The organism is Streptomyces sp. NPDC058650, from assembly GCF_042717315.1.
Classification (GTDB): Bacteria; Actinomycetota; Actinomycetes; order Streptomycetales; family Streptomycetaceae; genus Streptomyces.
This window is the reverse complement of sequence record NZ_JBHXRL010000024.1, coordinates 1-15,470: the sequence shown is the minus strand read 5'-3', so window position 1 is coordinate 15,470 and position 15,470 is coordinate 1. Positions and strand designations below refer to the sequence as shown.

The 15,470-nt window shown below is 72.1% G+C and carries 12 protein-coding genes and 1 pseudogene; 7 read left to right on the top strand and 6 right to left on the bottom strand.

The genetic code is table 11. The features are described 5' to 3' along the window. Positions 1-12 precede the first annotated feature (12 nt). A complete protein-coding gene (locus ACFWWU_RS31470; protein ID WP_384150582.1) occupies positions 13-600 on the top strand; it encodes a GNAT family N-acetyltransferase in 588 nt (195 codons plus the stop codon). A 107-nt stretch (positions 601-707) separates the two neighbouring features. After that, on the top strand, positions 708-1,877 hold the full coding sequence (locus ACFWWU_RS31465; protein WP_384150580.1) for a winged helix-turn-helix domain-containing protein: 1,170 nt from the start codon (positions 708-710) through the stop codon (positions 1,875-1,877). Between the two features lie 44 nt (positions 1,878-1,921). Here ACFWWU_RS31465 and ACFWWU_RS31460 read toward each other — a convergent pair. The 6 genes and pseudogenes from ACFWWU_RS31460 to mtrA form a co-directional block, all read right to left on the bottom strand. Then, a pseudogene (locus ACFWWU_RS31460) lies at positions 1,922-2,590 on the bottom strand (response regulator); the annotation flags it as partial. Positions 2,591-2,904: 314 nt separating this feature from the next. Continuing rightward, entirely contained in the window at positions 2,905-3,585 is a 681-nt protein-coding gene (gene hpf, locus ACFWWU_RS31455; protein ID WP_317595863.1) for a ribosome hibernation-promoting factor, HPF/YfiA family, read from the bottom strand. A gap of 294 nt (positions 3,586-3,879) precedes the next feature. Then, positions 3,880-4,695 (bottom strand): ComF family protein, encoded by an 816-nt coding sequence (locus ACFWWU_RS31450; protein ID WP_384150577.1) that lies wholly within the window; start codon positions 4,693-4,695, stop codon positions 3,880-3,882. 349 nt (positions 4,696-5,044) lie between these two features. After that, entirely contained in the window at positions 5,045-6,907 is a 1,863-nt protein-coding gene (locus ACFWWU_RS31445) for an LpqB family beta-propeller domain-containing protein (protein WP_384150574.1), read from the bottom strand. Beyond that, on the bottom strand, positions 6,897-8,912 hold the full coding sequence (gene mtrB / locus ACFWWU_RS31440; protein WP_384150572.1) for an MtrAB system histidine kinase MtrB: 2,016 nt from the start codon (positions 8,910-8,912) through the stop codon (positions 6,897-6,899). Before mtrB ends, ACFWWU_RS31445 begins: the two co-directional genes overlap by 11 nt. A 1-nt stretch (position 8,913) precedes the next feature. After that, a complete protein-coding gene (gene mtrA, locus ACFWWU_RS31435; protein ID WP_024758631.1) occupies positions 8,914-9,591 on the bottom strand; it encodes a two-component system response regulator MtrA in 678 nt (225 codons plus the stop codon). A 330-nt stretch (positions 9,592-9,921) separates the two neighbouring features. On the opposite strand from mtrA, the gene ACFWWU_RS31430 reads away from it, so the two are divergent. From ACFWWU_RS31430 to ACFWWU_RS31410, 5 genes are read left to right on the top strand one after another with little or no spacing between them, the layout of a single operon-like run. Further along, on the top strand, positions 9,922-11,136 hold the full coding sequence (locus ACFWWU_RS31430) for a hypothetical protein (RefSeq protein WP_384150568.1): 1,215 nt from the start codon (positions 9,922-9,924) through the stop codon (positions 11,134-11,136). A 4-nt stretch (positions 11,137-11,140) separates the two neighbouring features. Continuing rightward, the gene (locus tag ACFWWU_RS31425; protein ID WP_384150565.1) at positions 11,141-11,833 is read left to right on the top strand and encodes a DUF4129 domain-containing protein; all 693 of its coding nucleotides are present in this window, start codon (positions 11,141-11,143) and stop codon (positions 11,831-11,833) included. Next, positions 11,830-13,032 (top strand): DUF4350 domain-containing protein, encoded by a 1,203-nt coding sequence (locus ACFWWU_RS31420; RefSeq protein ID WP_384150562.1) that lies wholly within the window; start codon positions 11,830-11,832, stop codon positions 13,030-13,032. Before ACFWWU_RS31425 ends, ACFWWU_RS31420 begins: the two co-directional genes overlap by 4 nt. Further along, positions 13,029-14,012 carry an AAA family ATPase gene (locus tag ACFWWU_RS31415; protein WP_384150559.1) on the top strand — a complete coding sequence of 328 codons (984 nt, stop codon included), beginning with the start codon at positions 13,029-13,031 and terminating at the stop codon, positions 14,010-14,012. Before ACFWWU_RS31420 ends, ACFWWU_RS31415 begins: the two co-directional genes overlap by 4 nt. Before the next feature lie 12 nt (positions 14,013-14,024). Next, positions 14,025-15,335, top strand: coding sequence for a DUF58 domain-containing protein (locus ACFWWU_RS31410; RefSeq protein ID WP_384150556.1), 1,311 nt, complete (start codon positions 14,025-14,027; stop codon positions 15,333-15,335). Positions 15,336-15,470 lie beyond the last annotated feature (135 nt).

Sequence of the window (15,470 nt, the reverse complement as noted above, 5' to 3'; positions counted from 1 at the left end):
CACAATCCAGGCATGGAGCCGATCACCCTCACCACGGACCGACTGCGCCTGCGGAACTTCGTCCCCGGCGATGCCGACGCCGTCTACGACATCTGCCAGGACCCGGACATTCGGCGCTGGACGGTCGTCCCGGACCCGTACACCCGGCAGGACGCCGAGTTCTTCCTGAACCGGCTCGTGCCCGACGGCTGGCGCGAGGACTCGGACTACACCTTCGCCGTCGAGCCGTTGGCCGGCGGCCCGCTGCTCGCGGCGGTCTCGCTGACCAGCCGCGGCTCCGGGGTCTGGGAGGTCGGCTACTGGACGCGCCAGGAACAACGGGGCCGCGGCTACATGACGGAGATCGTCCGGGCCCTGGCCCACTGGGCGTTCACGGGCCTGGGCTGTACGCGTCTCGTCTGGCGCGCGGAGCTCGGCAACGCCGGGTCGCGCGCGGTCGCCGAGCGCGTCGGCTTCGCCCTGGAGGGCGTCCAGCGCGCCGGCCTGGTCAACAAGGGCACGCTGCGCGACTGCTGGGTGGGCGCCCTGCTCCCCTCGGACTTCGGCCTGCCGAGCCCGCTGCCGTACCTCCCGGCCCGCGAGCAGCCCGCCCAGACCTGAACCCCAGACCTGATCCCTAGGCCTGATCCCCAGGCCTGATCCCCAGGCCTGATCCCCAGGCCTGAACCCAGCCGTGACTGTCAGTGCCGGGCCCTAGGGTGCGTTCCATGACGACTGCGCCGCGCCCCGCCGCCGAACTGTCCGCCGACGAAGCCCGCCGGATCGCGCTGCGCGCTCAGGGGTTCCTGGGCGCGCCCGACCGCAGGTCCGGGGTCCGCGGGGTGCTGCGCGCCCTCGGCCAGGTCCAGCTCGACACGATCTCCGTACTGGCCCGCTCGCACGAGCTCATCCCGTACGCGCGCCTGGGCGCCGTGGGCCGTAAGACGGTCGAGGACGCCTACTGGACCGACGCTCACGCCTTCGAGTACTGGTCGCACGCCGCCTGCATCCTGCCGATCGAGGAATGGCCGCACTTCGCGTTCCGCCGCCGCGCCTACCGCGACCGCCCGCACTGGCACCACGACCTGTCGGCCGGGGCGTACGACAAGGTGATCGACCAGCTGCGGGCCGAGGGCCCGCAGACCGCGACGGAGCTGGGCGGCGCGAAGAACAAGGGCGAGTGGTGGGACTGGTCGGACGGGAAGATCGCCGTCGAGCGGGCGCTCATGCACGGCGAGGTGGTGGTGGTCGAGCGGCGCGGCTGGAAGCGGGTCTACGACCTGGCGGAGCGGGCGGTCCCGCGGGCGCTGCTCCACGACGAGCTGGACGACACCGAGTGCGTGCGGCGCCTGGTGCGGCAGGCGGGCGAGGCGCTGGGTGTGGGCACGCGCGCGGACATCGCCGACTACCACCGCATCAAGGGGGAGCAGTTCGACGCGGTGGTCGAGGCGTCGGGGCTCGTTCCGGTGACGGTGGCGGGCTGGGGGAAGCCGGCGTGGGCGGACCCGGCGGCGCTGGCCTCGGAGCCGCGCGGCCGGCACCGGACGACGCTGCTCTCGCCGTTCGACTCGCTGGTCTGGGAGCGGGCGCGGACGGAGCGGATCTTCGGCTTCACGCACCGCCTGGAGGCGTACGTGCCGAAGCCGAAGCGGGTGCACGGCTACTTCGCGATGCCGGTCCTGGCCGGAGGCCGTCTGGTCGGCCGGGTGGACCCGGCGCGCGAGGGCGGCACCCTGGTCGCCCGGCAGATCACCCTGGACGGCCCCAAGGCCGTACCGGCGGTGGCGCGGGCACTGCGCGAGGCGGCCGAGTGGGTCGGCTGCGACGCGGTGTCCGTGGTCCCGGAGCGTGTGAACCACCCCGAGCTCGTACCGGAGCTGGTACGGGCCCTGAGCTGACCGGCCGGGGCCCGCGGGGCTACCGGATCTCCAGGGCCGGAGCCTCAGCGGATCTCGAGGATCTTCTCCCGCATCGCGTACACCACGGCCTCCATGCGGGAGTGGAGCTGGAGCTTCTCCAGGATGTTCCGCACGTGGTTCTTCACCGTGTTCTCGGAGATGAACAGCTCCTTGGCGATGTCCCGGTTGTTCATCCCGGTCGCGACGAGCTTGAGGACCTCCAGCTCACGGTCCGTCAGCCGGGGCGCGGGCACGAGCCTGCGCTCGTCGGTGCGCTGGATCATCGACTTGAACTCGGTGAGGAGCTTGGACGCCATCGACGGGCTGATCTGCGACTGCCCGTCCGCGACCGCGCGGATCGCCGTCGCGACCTCGTCGGTGGAGATCTCCTTGAGGAGGTAGCCGGTAGCCCCGGCCTTGATCGCCTCGTAGAGGTCGGCCTCCTCGTCGCTGATCGTCAGCATGATGATCTTCGCGCTGGGGGCCACCTCCTTGATGGAGGTGCACGCCTCGATGCCGCCGCGCCGGGGCATCCGCACGTCCATCAGGACGATGTCGGGCAGCAGATCGGCGGCCTTGTCGACCGCCTCGGCCCCGTCACCGGCCTCGCCGACGACCTGGATGTCCTCTTCCTGGGCGAGGACGATCTCCAGGCCTCGACGGAAGAGGGCGTGATCGTCCACGACGAGGACCCGAATCGGCTCTTTGCGGCAGTCGCCGCTGTCCGAATCCAATCCCTCCGACGTGCTCTCCGGAGTGACCGCGCCATAGGGCTCACGTCCCCTGAGCACCGGTCCGAAGCTGTCCGCCATCGTTCCTCCCCCTGAAGGCCGTGGCCTGAATTCGTTTCCGGTCCTCCAACCGGTGCTCGACGAGCACCGGTTGGCGTACACGACATGATTTCATGCCCTGGCGGCGCGCGGGGTTACCCATGAGCGCACGGGGGTGCCCCTGGGGGCGCGAACCGCGCTCCAGGGGCACCGTGAGGGACACCTGAGGTGTATGTGGGTGATGCGGTGGCGGTCTGTCAGCCGCCGAGCGCACCGCCGGCGCCGCCGCCCTCGGCGAGCGGGTCGCTCTCCAGGTGGATGACGCCGTAGTCGTACGCGTGTCGCCGGTAGACGACGCTCGGCTGCTTGTTGTCGGCGTCGACGAACAGGTAGAAGTCGTGGCCGACCAGCTCCATCTCGTAGAGCGCCTGGTCGAGCGTCATGGGGGCGGCCCGGTGGGTCTTCTCGCGCACCACCAGCGGGCCTTCGCCCTGAACCTCGATCGAGCCCATCATCGTGGTGGGCACCTTGTCGGACTCGTCGGCGACCAGCTGGCCGTCTCCGTTGAGCTGGGCGGCGCCGGGCACCACGTCCCCGACTTCCGCTGCCGACAGCCTGCCGTTGCCACGGCGGGTGTATCGCTTGTCGTGCTGCTTCCGCAGCCGGGCCTCCAGCTTGTCGCTGGCGAGGTCGAGGGCTGCGTACGGGTCGCCTGCCGCAGCTTCCGCCCGGATCACCGGGCCTCGGGAGTGGAGGGTGATCTCCACGCGGTCGGACCTGTCGGCCTGCCGCGGGTTGTGCTCCTTGGACACCTCGACGTCGAGGCTGATCACCTTGCCGTCGAGCTTCTGGATCTTCTCCAGCTTCAGCTTCTCGGCCACGTGCTTGCGGAACCGCTCGGGCACCTCGGTCTTGCGGCCCTTGACGACGATGTCCACGCAGAACTCCGTTCCCGGATCGCCCTGATCGGCTCCTTGGCCGCCGGGCATCTCCCTTTGCACCAGACTCCGGTGGTTACCGGAGCTCGGACTTGGCGACTTTCACCTCCTCCTCCCCAGTCGACAAGATCCCCACCCCATCGACAAGAGGTTAATTCGCCCTGAACTCCTGTCCTGTAGGCGCAACCATGTATTCGGCGAGGCAGTGGCGTTCGCCATTCCTCACAACCGAACATAGCCCCTTCGGACGGGTGTCGGCACCCGCTACCGCGACATACCTGCGTTCGGGTGCTTTCACCTCTCACCACCTGCAACGATCCAAGTTCCTGACGAGTTCCGGTTTATTTCGAACGAGGCGGGAGAGGATGCGATCACAGCCGCCCGCCGCTGTTCGAATCCATGCTGCGCGGAACGTTCCGGCGATCTTTCCGTCCATGCCTGCGGTAATCCGGGAATGAACGGAAGGTGTACGTCTTCGAGTGCGCGCGCCGCCTCCGCGAGCGAAGCGCCCGTCGTCATCAGGTCGTCCACGAGAACCACCCTTCCGGTCCCGAGAAGACGCGCACCACCCGGTACGACCTCCAGCGCGCCCGAAAGGTTCGCCAGCCGCCCGCGCGCTCCGAGACCCGCCTGGTCCGCCACGTACCGCCGCTGACGCAGTACGGGCACGACCCGGGCGGCCCGTCCCGCGCGCCGCAGCCGGGCGGCCGCGGCCAGCGCGATGCGTCGCGTCGGATCGTGGCCACGCGCCCGCACGGAGCGCCGTGAGGACGGCACCGGTACCAGGAGCAGCGGCGGGGAGACGAGGCCCGTGGCGGGCCCGGCAGCGGCCGCCACAGCGGCGGCCAGCGCGCCGCCCAGGGGCCCGGCGAGTGCCAGCGCCCCGCGTTCCTTGTGAGCGAGGAGGAGTTCCCGTACGGCGCCGGCGTACGGCGCGGCGGCATGGACCGCCGGCAGCCCCGTCGGCTCGGGCGCGGGCCGTACCCTGCGCGGTCCGGCCGCGGCCAGCGCGCCCGCGCACTCCGGGCACAGGACGGTGCGCGACCCGCCGCAGCCTCCGCAGGCGACCGGCAGCACCAGCCCGGCGATCTCGCGCCACCACCCCCGCATGACTCCACTGTGCGCGCTCCCGGCGCCGCGGACCACCCCTGTGGAAAACCGGTCGCGCACCCCTCCCGTGAGCGGGACGGCGGCGGGACGCGGCGACCCACGGGCCGGGCGCGCCGGACCGCACGGGGATTCCCGCCCGGACGCCCCGAGTCCGTCAGGTCGCCTCCCGGCCCGGCGTACGACACGGCCCGCGGTCACACCCGGTGGTCCGTCCGGGATCCACCCACGGCACGGCCGCGGAGACCGGACAGCCCGCAGACCGGACAGCCCGCAGACCGGCCGGCCCCGCAGACCTGACAGCCCGGAAACCGGCCGGCCCCGGAGACCGGGCCGGGCCTTCCCCGCTCCCCTACCCGGGGTAGACGGGCGAAGCGCCCGCCTTGACCACCGGCTGCCAGTTCGTCCCCGGCGCCAGCCGGACGATGCCGTCGTTCCCGGAGTTCGCCACCACCGGTGCCCCGTCGCCGTTGGGCGCGGCGACCGAGGTCACCCCGTTCAGGCCCGGAAGCACCGAGCTCGCCGAGGTCGAGCCGTCGGTCTGGAGGTAACGGATCTGCTGGACGCCGCCCGCCTCCTTGCCGACGACGACCAGCCGGCTCGGCCCGGCCCAGGAGACGGCCGTGACCGACTCCATGCGCGGCGCGGCGGGCTGCAGGGCCTCGACGGACACCGTGGCCTCCGCCCCCGCCTTCTGCCGCTCGACCCGGCCGATCTGCAGGGTGGTGCGCTCCCCCTGCTTGACCAGCAGGGCGATCCGCACGCCGTCCGCCGAGACCCGCAGGGCCTCCACGCGCGTGCCCTCCACCAGCCACGGCGTACGGACCTCGACGGGGTCGCCGGAGCCGTCCGGCACCATCCACAGGCGCGGCTCAGCGAGGTTGCGATCGGCGACCCAGAGGTCACCCCGGCCGTCCCAGCTCGGTGCCGAGAGCCGGTCCGAGGGACGGGCCGCCTTGCTCGACAGCACCGCCGGCAGCGGGTCCTGCTCCGTGGTGATCGAGGAGACGAACAGATCGCGTCCGTTCGCCCCTACCCCGGCGGCCCGGGTCTCGCCGTGGTCGACGGCGACCGAGGACAGCGGGGTCGTCCCGCTGCCGAACGGCCCCGGCAGCTCGGCCGGATCGTCGGCCTCCTTGCCCTGGACCGCGAGCATCATCAGCTTGCCGTGCTCGTCGAGGAAGTACGGGTGCTCCTCCGGCACGGTGTTGCGGACCGCCGCGAACTCGGCCGCCTGCCCCTTGCCCAGGCGGCACAGCGAGTCCCCGCTCGGCTTCAGGAGCTCGACCTGCTCGACGCGTACGGAGGTCAGGTCGCCCAGCGTGAAGAGCAGCTGCGCCGCCATCCGCCGGCACGCCTCGCCGCTCACCAGCTCGGCCTTGGCGTTGAGCGGCACCTTCAGCGTGGACTGGTCGTCCGTCGTCAGCGAGGTGACGCCCGCCTTCAGCTCCGTACCGGAGGGGAACTGCGAGTCGACGGCCGACTTCAGCCAGTTCGTCGGCCCTTCGAGCAGCGCCTTGACGGTCTGTGTCACCGGGTCCATCCGGGTGACCGGGTCCTGCCGCTGCCGGATGTAGACCGGGTCGGCCACGACCCAGTCCTCCCCGGAGGCGAAGTAGTACTTGTTGACCGACCGGTAGTTGCGCAGGAAATCGGCCTCGCCGAGCACCAGGCCGGACGGCAGGCTGTCGATGCGCCATTCCTTGCCCCCGTCCGCGGAGGGCTGCTGCACGACGTGGATGGACTGGACGTACTTGGCGGGGCTGTTCGGCTGGTAGGCGTGGCGGGCGTCCACCGTCGCGATCTTGCGGCCGGAGAGCGGGTAGGCGCGGCCCTGGTTGTCCGGGTCGGCGTTGCGGTCGGCCGGTTCACGGTCGGGCGCGCTGGTGAGCACGGTGATGCTCTGCTCCGGCTTCCACGTCCGCGCGGCCTGCTTCGTCAGGTATTTGCGGGCGGTGGCGAAGCCGGGGTCGTCACTGGTCATGGCCTCCAGGAAGCCGTCGACGATATCGTCCGGGTGGGCGTTCTCCCGCGGGGCGACGGCGTAGACCCGCACCTGCGAGTCGCCGAGGTTCGCTCCCTTGACCGGCTCCACGTCCCCGCTGTCGGGCATGGTCGCGCACCCGGTGACGACGAGCCCGCCGCACACGGCGAGCACCACCGCCCGTGTGCTCCGGCCCCGCCCCGCGCGCCCCTCTCGGGAGTCAGCGCCCACGTGTCCCGTCCTCCCGCTCCGCGTTCCCGGATCCCCCGGCCGTCGCCGTGCTCGCCCCACCACCGTCGCTCTCCGTCGCCGCTCGCGGCACCACCCGGGCTCCGCTGCCGGGCAGGGCCGTCAGGTCGACGGTCGCTCGCGGCGGTGCGGGCAGCCTCGGCGATACGGGGAGCGACGGCCGGTCCCCGACGGGCTGCGCCGGAACCGCCACGCGGCGCGCGCTCTCCTGTACGAGTCCGTCGGCGGCCTGCTCACGATTGCGCCGCGAGTCCTCGGGCTCCAGCGGGATCGGGGAGCCCCGCAACGGCTCGTCCGCGGTCCTCGGCAGGGTCAGCCGGAACTGCGAACCGCCGCCGGGCTCGCCCCAGGCCTGGAGCCAGCCGCCGTGCAGCCGGGCGTCCTCCACGGCGATCGACAGACCGAGGCCCGTACCGCCGGTGGTGCGCGCGCGGGCGGGGTCAGCGCGCCAGAAGCGGTTGAACACCCGGGTCGCCTCGCCCGGCTTGAGTCCGACGCCGTAGTCGCGGACGGCGACGGCGACGGCCCCGCCGGCGGCGGCGAGCTTCACCACCACGTCCCGGCCCTCACCGTGCTCGACGGCGTTGACCACGAGGTTGCGCAGCACCCGCTCGACCCGGCGGGCGTCCGCCTCGGCCACCACGGGCTGCTCGTCGCCGAGGACGACCATCCGGGTGCCCTTGCGCTCGGCGAGGGGTTCGGCGCCGCCGATGACCCGGCGCACGACCTGGCGCAGGTCTATCGGCTCCGCCTCCAGGGCCGCCGCTCCCGCGTCGAAGCGGCTGATCTCCAGGAGGTCGGAGAGCAGCGATTCGAAACGGTCGAGCTGGTCGCCCAGGAGTTCGGCGGCGCGCCCGGTGACCGGGTCGAAGTCGACACGGGCCTCGTGGATGACGTCGGCGGCCATCCGGACCGTGGTCAGTGGGGTGCGCAGCTCGTGCGAGACGTCGGAGACGAACCGCCGCTGCATCCGCGACAGCTCCTCCAGCTGCTGGATCTTGAGCTGGAGGCTCTGGGCCATCTTGTTGAAAGCCTCGCCGAGCCGGGCGATGTCGTCCTCGCCGGTGACCTTCATCCGTTCCTGGAGGCGGCCGGCCGAGAGCCGCTCGGCGATCCCCGCGGCCATCCGGACGGGCGTCACGACCTGGCGGACCATGAACCAGGCGATGGCGCCGAGCAGCACCACGACGAACAGCCCGGCGGTCGCGAGGGTGCCCTTGACGAGGGTGAGCGAGTCCTCCTCCTGGGTGAGCGGGAAGAGGTAGTACAGCTCGTACGGGGTGCCGTCGGCGTCGTTCAGCCGCTTGCCGATCACCAGCCCGGCCTCGGACGCCTTGCCGCTGGTGTAGTGGATCCGGGTCGACTTCTGGAAGGTGTTCGCGCCCTGGGCGACGGAGTGCCGCAGGTCGGTGGGGATGCTCGTGGTGGGGTCGACCTCGCCGGAGGCGCGGGCGCCACGGCTCACGGTGTCACCGCTGTCGAGGGAGAGCGCGACCACGTTGAAGGCGCTCTGGCCGCCACTGGCGAGTTGCTCGACGAGCGTCGAGCGCCAGTTCACGGACGCGCCGGTCCGCCCGCCGGCCTGCTGGCCGGGCGCGGACGGCGTCGTCGCCGCCCGGTCCTGGGCGGCGGAGAACCCGCCGGCGGCCTGGCTCTGGGCGGCCCTCTCCTTGGCGTCGAGCAGCCCGTTACGGACCTGGCCGATGACGACGAGCCCGAGCAGCAGCACCACTCCGAGAGACATCAGGAGCGTGCCCGCGACGACCCTCAGCTGGATGTTCCGCCGCCACAGCCGCACAGCGGGCAGCAGCGGTCGGCGGAGCCAACGAGCGAGGAGTCGGAACACCGGTCCACCAGGTGCCCCGTCGTTGAGGAGCCGCCCGCCCAGCGGACGGCCGAAACGCGGGCCCCCCCGCCCCGGTCCGGCAGCCCGCCCCGAACGGACTCCCGGGTCCCCGGGCTCCGGAGCAGTACTGCCTGTAGTCATGTCAGCTCGGCCCCGCCTTGTAACCGACGCCACGGACGGTCACCACGATCTCCGGGCGCTCGGGGTCCTTCTCGACCTTCGAGCGCAGTCGCTGGACGTGCACGTTCACCAGCCGCGTGTCCGCCGCGTGCCGGTAGCCCCAGACCTGCTCCAGCAGGACCTCACGGGTGAAGACCTGCCACGGCTTGCGCGCCAGGGCGACAAGCAGGTCGAACTCGAGCGGGGTCAGGGCGATGGACTGCCCCTCCCGCTTCACGGAGTGCCCGGCCACGTCGATGACCAGGTCACCGATGGTGAGCTGCTCCGGAGCCGGCTCCTCGGACCGCCGCAGCCGCGCCCGGATACGGGCGACGAGCTCCTTCGGCTTGAACGGCTTGACGATGTAGTCGTCGGCCCCCGACTCCAGGCCCACCACCACATCGACGGTGTCGCTCTTCGCGGTCAGCATGACGATCGGCACACCCGACTCGGCCCTGATGAGCCGGCACACCTCGATGCCGTCCCTCCCGGGCAACATCAGGTCCAGCAGCACCAGGTCAGGCTTGGCCTCCCTGAATGCGGCAAGCGCCTTGTCACCGTCCGCGACGAACGACGGATCGAACCCTTCACCCCGCAGCACGATGCCGAGCATCTCGGCCAGTGCGGTGTCGTCGTCGACGACAAGAACGCGTCCCTTCATATCGACATCATCCCATTAGCCAATCGTTACCTGCCGTGACCTGTCCCACAGCGACTCCCTCAGCCCGGGCCACGACCTCGTGGATCGCGCTCCCCTCGGCCCGCCGTCGCACGGATCGCGCGTCCTGGTCGGGTATTCGCACAGTGTGCCGCCTACCGGCCGGACAATGAAGGTCCGGACAAAGGTACGAACGACAAGGCCGCTCCCGCCCACAGGTGGGCCCCGCGTGGCACGATGGCACCCGGCCCGCCGCCGTGTCAGGTGTCGGCCGCCGTGACCGAGCCGGTTCGCCGATCCGGCGCCGCGACCATTTTCCCGAGGTGGACGACCGTGAACGACACTCCGGGCTGGACCTCGCCCGGATCCGCTCCCTCCGACGGCCAGGACGGTTCCGGTATCCCCCGGCCCACCACTCCCGCCGACGCGAACGGTTCCACCCCTCAGTGGTCCAAGGACCAGCCGCCCGCCGGTCAGTGGACCCCTCCCACCGGCCAGACGCCACCCCCGGCTCCAGGCCGGAACTGGGGGCCCCCTCCCCCGAACACCCACTGGGGCAAGCCGCCGGCCGCGAAGCCGGGCGTGATCCCGCTGCGCCCCCTGGGCATGGGCGAGATCCTCGACGGCTCGGTGAAGACCCTGCGCACCTACTGGCGCACCGTGCTGTCCTTCTCGGTCACGGTCGCCGTGATCTCCCAGATCGCCAGCATTCTGGCCGAGCGGTACCTCGTCCCCGCGACGCCGGCGATCAGCCCCGACGCGACACCCGCCGAGAAGCTGGAGCAGTCGATCCAGTCGGCCGAGAACTCCCTGATCGGTCTCGGCCCGGTCCTGCTCGTCACGCTGATGGCCTCCCTGTTCTGCGCCGCCCTGCTGACGGTCGTCATCAGCCGCGCCGTCGTGGGCCGCCCGGTCTCGCTCCGCGAGGCCTGGAGCGAGGCCCGACCGCGCCTGCTCCAGCTCACGGGGCTGACCCTGCTGCTGGCAGCACTGAGCGCGGGCACCCTGCTGGTCGGGCTGCTGCCCGGCCTCCTGACCGGCGGCGCCCTCGGCGCGGCCCTGATCCTGCTCTTCGGGCTCGGCGCCACGGCGGCGATGGTCTGGCTGGTGATCCGCTTCAGCCTCGCCTCCCCCGCCCTGATGCTGGAGCGCCAGGGCATCATGACCTCGCTGAAGCGCTCGGCCAAGCTCGTGCAGGGCTCGTGGTGGCGGATCTTCGGCATCACGATGCTCACCCAGCTGCTGATCTTCGTGTTCGCCATGATCATCGCGATCCCGTTCACCATCGCCGGCATCGCGGTCGACGGCGACGGCTTCGCCGGCCTGCTCGCCGGTGCGTCCACCTCCTTCGGCTGGCCGTTCCTGATCGTCACCGGCATCGGCGGCGTGATCACCAGCGCGGTCACCTACCCGATCTCGGCCGGCGTGACGGTCCTCCTCTACGTGGACCAGCGCATCCGCCGCGAAGCCCTGGACCTCGAACTGGCACGGGCCGCCGGCCTCCCCGGCTACGGCCCGACTCCGGGCGCCGAGACCACCGGGGGCTGATGCCGTGACGGTCCCGGGGGGAACGACCGCACCACTCACGCTCCTGCGCGCCGACGGCGACGTACCGGTGGACAGCTCCCGCATCCCCGCCCGCGAGGCGGCGGAGCGGGAGCTGTCCGAGCCGATGTACCACGCGAACGATCCGAACCTCCTCCAGCGCGGGCTCGACCGCTTCTGGGAGTGGGTCGACGACCTGTTCGGCGCGGCCTCCGGAGCCACTCCAGGCGGCGCCGTGGGACTCGTCGCCGTCTTCCTCGTCGTCATCGCCCTTGTCGCCGCCCTGTGGTGGCGACTCGGCACCCCCCACCGGTCGCCTGGCACCACCGGCGACTCCCTCTTCGCCGACGGCCCCCGCACCGCGGACGAGCACCGCGCGGCCGCCGCCCGCCACGCCACCGCCGGCCACTGGAACCAAGCCGTCCAGGAACGGATGCGGGCCATCGTCCGCTCCCTCGAAGAGCGCGTCCTGCTCGACCCCCGCCCCGGCCGCACCGCCGACGAGGCCGCCGCCGAAGCCAGCCGCTCAATCCCCTCCCACGCGGACGACCTGCGCCTCGCGGCCCGCGCCTTCGACGACGTGACATACGGCGGCCGCACCGCCGACGAGCCCGCGTACCGCCGCATCGAGGAACTGGACACCGCCCTGGAGCGGACCCGCCCCACCCTCGACACCGCTTCCCCAGGGGCGCCCTCATGAGCCGACCGGCCGTCGAGTCCACCTCGACCGCCCTGTCCGCCCGCCAAATCTGGACCCGCGTCCGCGGCGCCGCCCTCGTCCTCGCCCTGATCCTCATCGGCGGCCTCGCTCTCGCGACGGTCCGCTCCACCGAATCCCACGGCGCCCTCGACCCCCGTTCCGCCGACCCCACCGGCAGCCGTGCCGTAGCCGAGCTCCTCAGGGACCGCGGCGTCACGGTCACCACAGCCACCACGCTCGACGAGGCGACGGCGGCCATGGACACCCGAGCCACCCTCCTGGTCACCACACCCGACCTGCTGACGGAGTCTCAACAAGCCGCCCTGCGCGCGTTGATGACGCACTCGGCCGCCCGCACCGTCCTCCTCGGCGCAGGCCGTGCCTCCCTCCCCACGCTGGCCCCGGAAGTCACCAGCGCCGCCGACACCCCGGTGGCGAACCGCGCCCCCGCCTGCACTCTGCCCGCCGCCACCCGCGCCGGCGGCGTCGAGCTCGGCGGTGAGCGCTACGTCATCGCCCCCGGCACCGAGGCCGACGCCTGCTACCCCTCCGACGGCAGACCGACCCTGGTCCGCCTCCCCGGCGACGGCACCGCCGACACCGTCCTCCTCGGCTCGCCCGACATCCTCTACAACAACCGTCTCGACCAGCAGGGCAACGCCTCGCTCGCCCTCCAACTCCTCGGTTCCCGGCCTCATCTCGTCTGGTACCTCCCCTCCCTCGCCGACACCTCGGCCACCGCCGACGTACCTACCGGCGACACCACGGACAACTTCCTCGCGCTCGTCCCCTCCGGCTGGCTGTGGGGCACGCTCCAACTCGCCGTCGCCGCCCTGCTCGCCGCCATCTGGCGCGGCCGCCGCCTCGGCCCCCTGGTGACCGAACGACTCCCCGTCGCCGTCCGCGCCTCCGAGACCACCGAGGGCCGCGCCCGCCTCTACCGCAAGGCGAACGCCCGCGACCGCGCCGCCACCGTCCTCCGCACGGCAACCCGCACCCGCATCGCCCCCCTCCTCGGCGTCCCCGTCCAGGACGCCCACTCCCCCGAGCACCTCCTCTCCGCTCTCTCCGCCCGTCTCCCCGAGACCGCAGCGGACCCCCGAACGCTTCTCTTCGGCCCGGCTCCCGCCGACGACACCACCCTCATCCGCCTGGCGGACCAACTCGACGCCCTCGAAAGAGAGGTACGCACCTCATGAGCGCCCCGACCCCCGAGACCGCTACGAACTCGGACAGCGCCCGCGCCTCCCTGGAGGCCCTGCGCACCGAGATCGCGAAGGCCGTGGTCGGCCAGGACCCCGCCGTCACCGGTCTCGTCGTCGCCCTGCTCTGCCGGGGACACGTACTCCTCGAAGGCGTCCCGGGAGTCGCCAAGACCCTGCTGGTTCGCTCACTCGCCGCTGCTCTCGAACTCGACACCAAGCGCGTCCAGTTCACCCCCGACCTCATGCCGAGCGACGTCACCGGCTCTCTGGTCTACGACACCCGGACCGCCGAGTTCTCCTTCCAGCCCGGCCCGGTCTTCACCAACCTGCTGCTCGCCGACGAGATCAACCGCACCCCCCCGAAGACCCAGTCCTCGCTCCTTGAGGCCATGGAGGAGCATCAGGTCACCGTCGACGGCACCCCGCGCCCACTCCCCGAGCCCTTCCTGGTCGCCGCGACCCAGAATCCCGTCGAATACGAGGGCACCTACCCTCTCCCCGAGGCCCAACTGGACCGCTTCCTGCTGAAGCTGACGGTCCCTCTGCCCTCACGCACCGACGAGATTCAGGTCCTCACCCGGCACGCCGAGGGCTTCGACCCTCGCGACCTGAAGGCCGCCGGCGTCCGCCCGGTCGCGGGTCCCGCCGAACTCGAAGCGGCCCGGGCCGCCGTGGCCAAGGTCGCGGTCTCCCCCGAGATCGCCGGCTATGTCGTCGATATCTGTCGTGCCACGCGTGAATCCCCCTCGCTCACGCTCGGGGTCTCCCCCCGAGGCGCCACCGCCCTGCTCTCCACCGCCCGTGCCTGGGCCTGGCTCACCGGCCGGGACTACGTCACCCCGGACGACGTGAAGGCCCTCGCGCTCCCCACCCTGCGTCATCGCATCCACCTGCGGCCCGAGGCCGAGATGGAGGGAGTCACCGGTGACTCCGTCATCAACTCGATCCTCGCCCACGTCCCCGTCCCCCGCTGAGAAGAGCGCCCCATGGCCCTCACCGGACGAACCGCGCTGCTCGCCGCCCTCGGATCGCTCCCCGTCGGCATCCTCGCCCCCAGCTGGGCGGGGATGCTCGCGGTGAACGCGCCCCTCTCACTAGCAATTCTGTGCGACTACGCCCTGGCCGCGCCAGTACGAACGCTCCAATTCACCCGAAGTGGTGACACATCCGTTCGACTCGGTGACGCGGCAGAGGTGCAGCTCACGGTCACCAACCCGTCCCGCCGCCGCCTCCGCGCCCAGCTCCGCGATGCCTGGCCGCCCAGTAGCTGGCTCCCCCGCACCGAGCAGGCCGCCTCGCGCCAGAAGCTCACGGTCCCCGCCGGCGAACGCCGCCGCCTCACCACCAGCCTGCGCCCCACCCGCCGCGGCGATCGCCGGGCCGAGCGGATCACCGTCCGCTCCTACGGCCCTCTCGGCCTCGCCGCCCGGCAGGGCAACCACGAGGTCCCCTGGACGGTCCGCGTCCTGCCGCCCTTCACCAGCCGCAAGCACCTGCCCTCCCGCCTGGCCCGCCTCCGCGAACTGGACGGCCGCACCAGTGTGCTGACCCGCGGCGAGGGCACCGAGTTCGACAGTCTCCGCGAGTACGTCCCGGGTGACGACACCCGCTCGATCGATTGGCGCGCCACCGCCCGACAGACCGCGGTCGCCGTCCGCACCTGGCGCCCCGAGCGCGATCGCCACATCCTCATCGTCCTCGACACCGGCCGCACCTCGGCCGGCCGCGTCGGCGACGTTCCCCGACTGGACGCGGCGATGGACGCCGCCCTCCTCCTCACCGCGCTCGCCTCCCGAGCGGGCGACCGCGTGGACCTCGTGGCCTACGACCGCCGTCTCCGCGCCCAGGTCCAGGGCCGGTCCGCCAGTGACGTCCTGCCCGCGGTGGTCAACGCCCTCGCCCCGCTCGAACCGGAGCTGGTGGAGACGGACGCCCGCGGCCTCGCCGCCACGGCCCTGTCCCGCGCCCCACGCCGCTCACTCGTCGTCCTTCTGACGTCCCTCGACGCGGCCCCGATCGAAGAGGGCCTCCTCCCGGTGCTGCCGCAGCTCGCGCAGCGCCACACGGTCCTGGTGGCCTCCGTCGCCGATCCGCAGATCGTCGCCATGGCAGGCACCCGCGGCACGATCGAAGGCGTCTACGAAGCCGCCGCGGCCACTCAGACGCAGTCCCAGCGTGTCCGTACCGCGGACCAGCTCCGCCGCCACGGCGTCACTGTCGTCGACGCCTCCCCCGAGACCCTCGCTCCGGCCATGGCGGACGCCTACCTCGCCCTGAAAGCAGCCGGCCGCCTCTGACAACCATCCCGCCTTCGGCCCACTCCACCGAAAGGAATACCGGCCCCAGAACGCAGAAAAGCCCCGCACCATAAGGTGCGGGGCTTTCCCACAATGATTGTTCGGCGGCGTCCTACTCTCCCACAGGGTCCCCCC

Bases quoted from the DNA above. Each gene is read 5' to 3' on its own strand.
- mtrB (WP_384150572.1), bottom strand. From the start codon at position 8,912: ATGACTACAGGCAGTACTGCTCCGGAGCCCGGGGACCCGGGAGTCCGT.
- ACFWWU_RS31450 (WP_384150577.1), bottom strand. From the start codon at position 4,695: ATGCGGGGGTGGTGGCGCGAGATCGCCGGGCTGGTGCTGCCGGTCGCC.
- ACFWWU_RS31420 (WP_384150562.1), top strand. From the start codon at position 11,830: ATGAGCCGACCGGCCGTCGAGTCCACCTCGACCGCCCTGTCCGCCCGC.
- ACFWWU_RS31470 (WP_384150582.1), top strand. From the start codon at position 13: ATGGAGCCGATCACCCTCACCACGGACCGACTGCGCCTGCGGAACTTC.
- ACFWWU_RS31465 (WP_384150580.1), top strand. From the start codon at position 708: ATGACGACTGCGCCGCGCCCCGCCGCCGAACTGTCCGCCGACGAAGCC.
- ACFWWU_RS31410 (WP_384150556.1), top strand. From the start codon at position 14,025: ATGGCCCTCACCGGACGAACCGCGCTGCTCGCCGCCCTCGGATCGCTC.
- mtrA (WP_024758631.1), bottom strand. From the start codon at position 9,591: ATGAAGGGACGCGTTCTTGTCGTCGACGACGACACCGCACTGGCCGAG.
- ACFWWU_RS31415 (WP_384150559.1), top strand. From the start codon at position 13,029: ATGAGCGCCCCGACCCCCGAGACCGCTACGAACTCGGACAGCGCCCGC.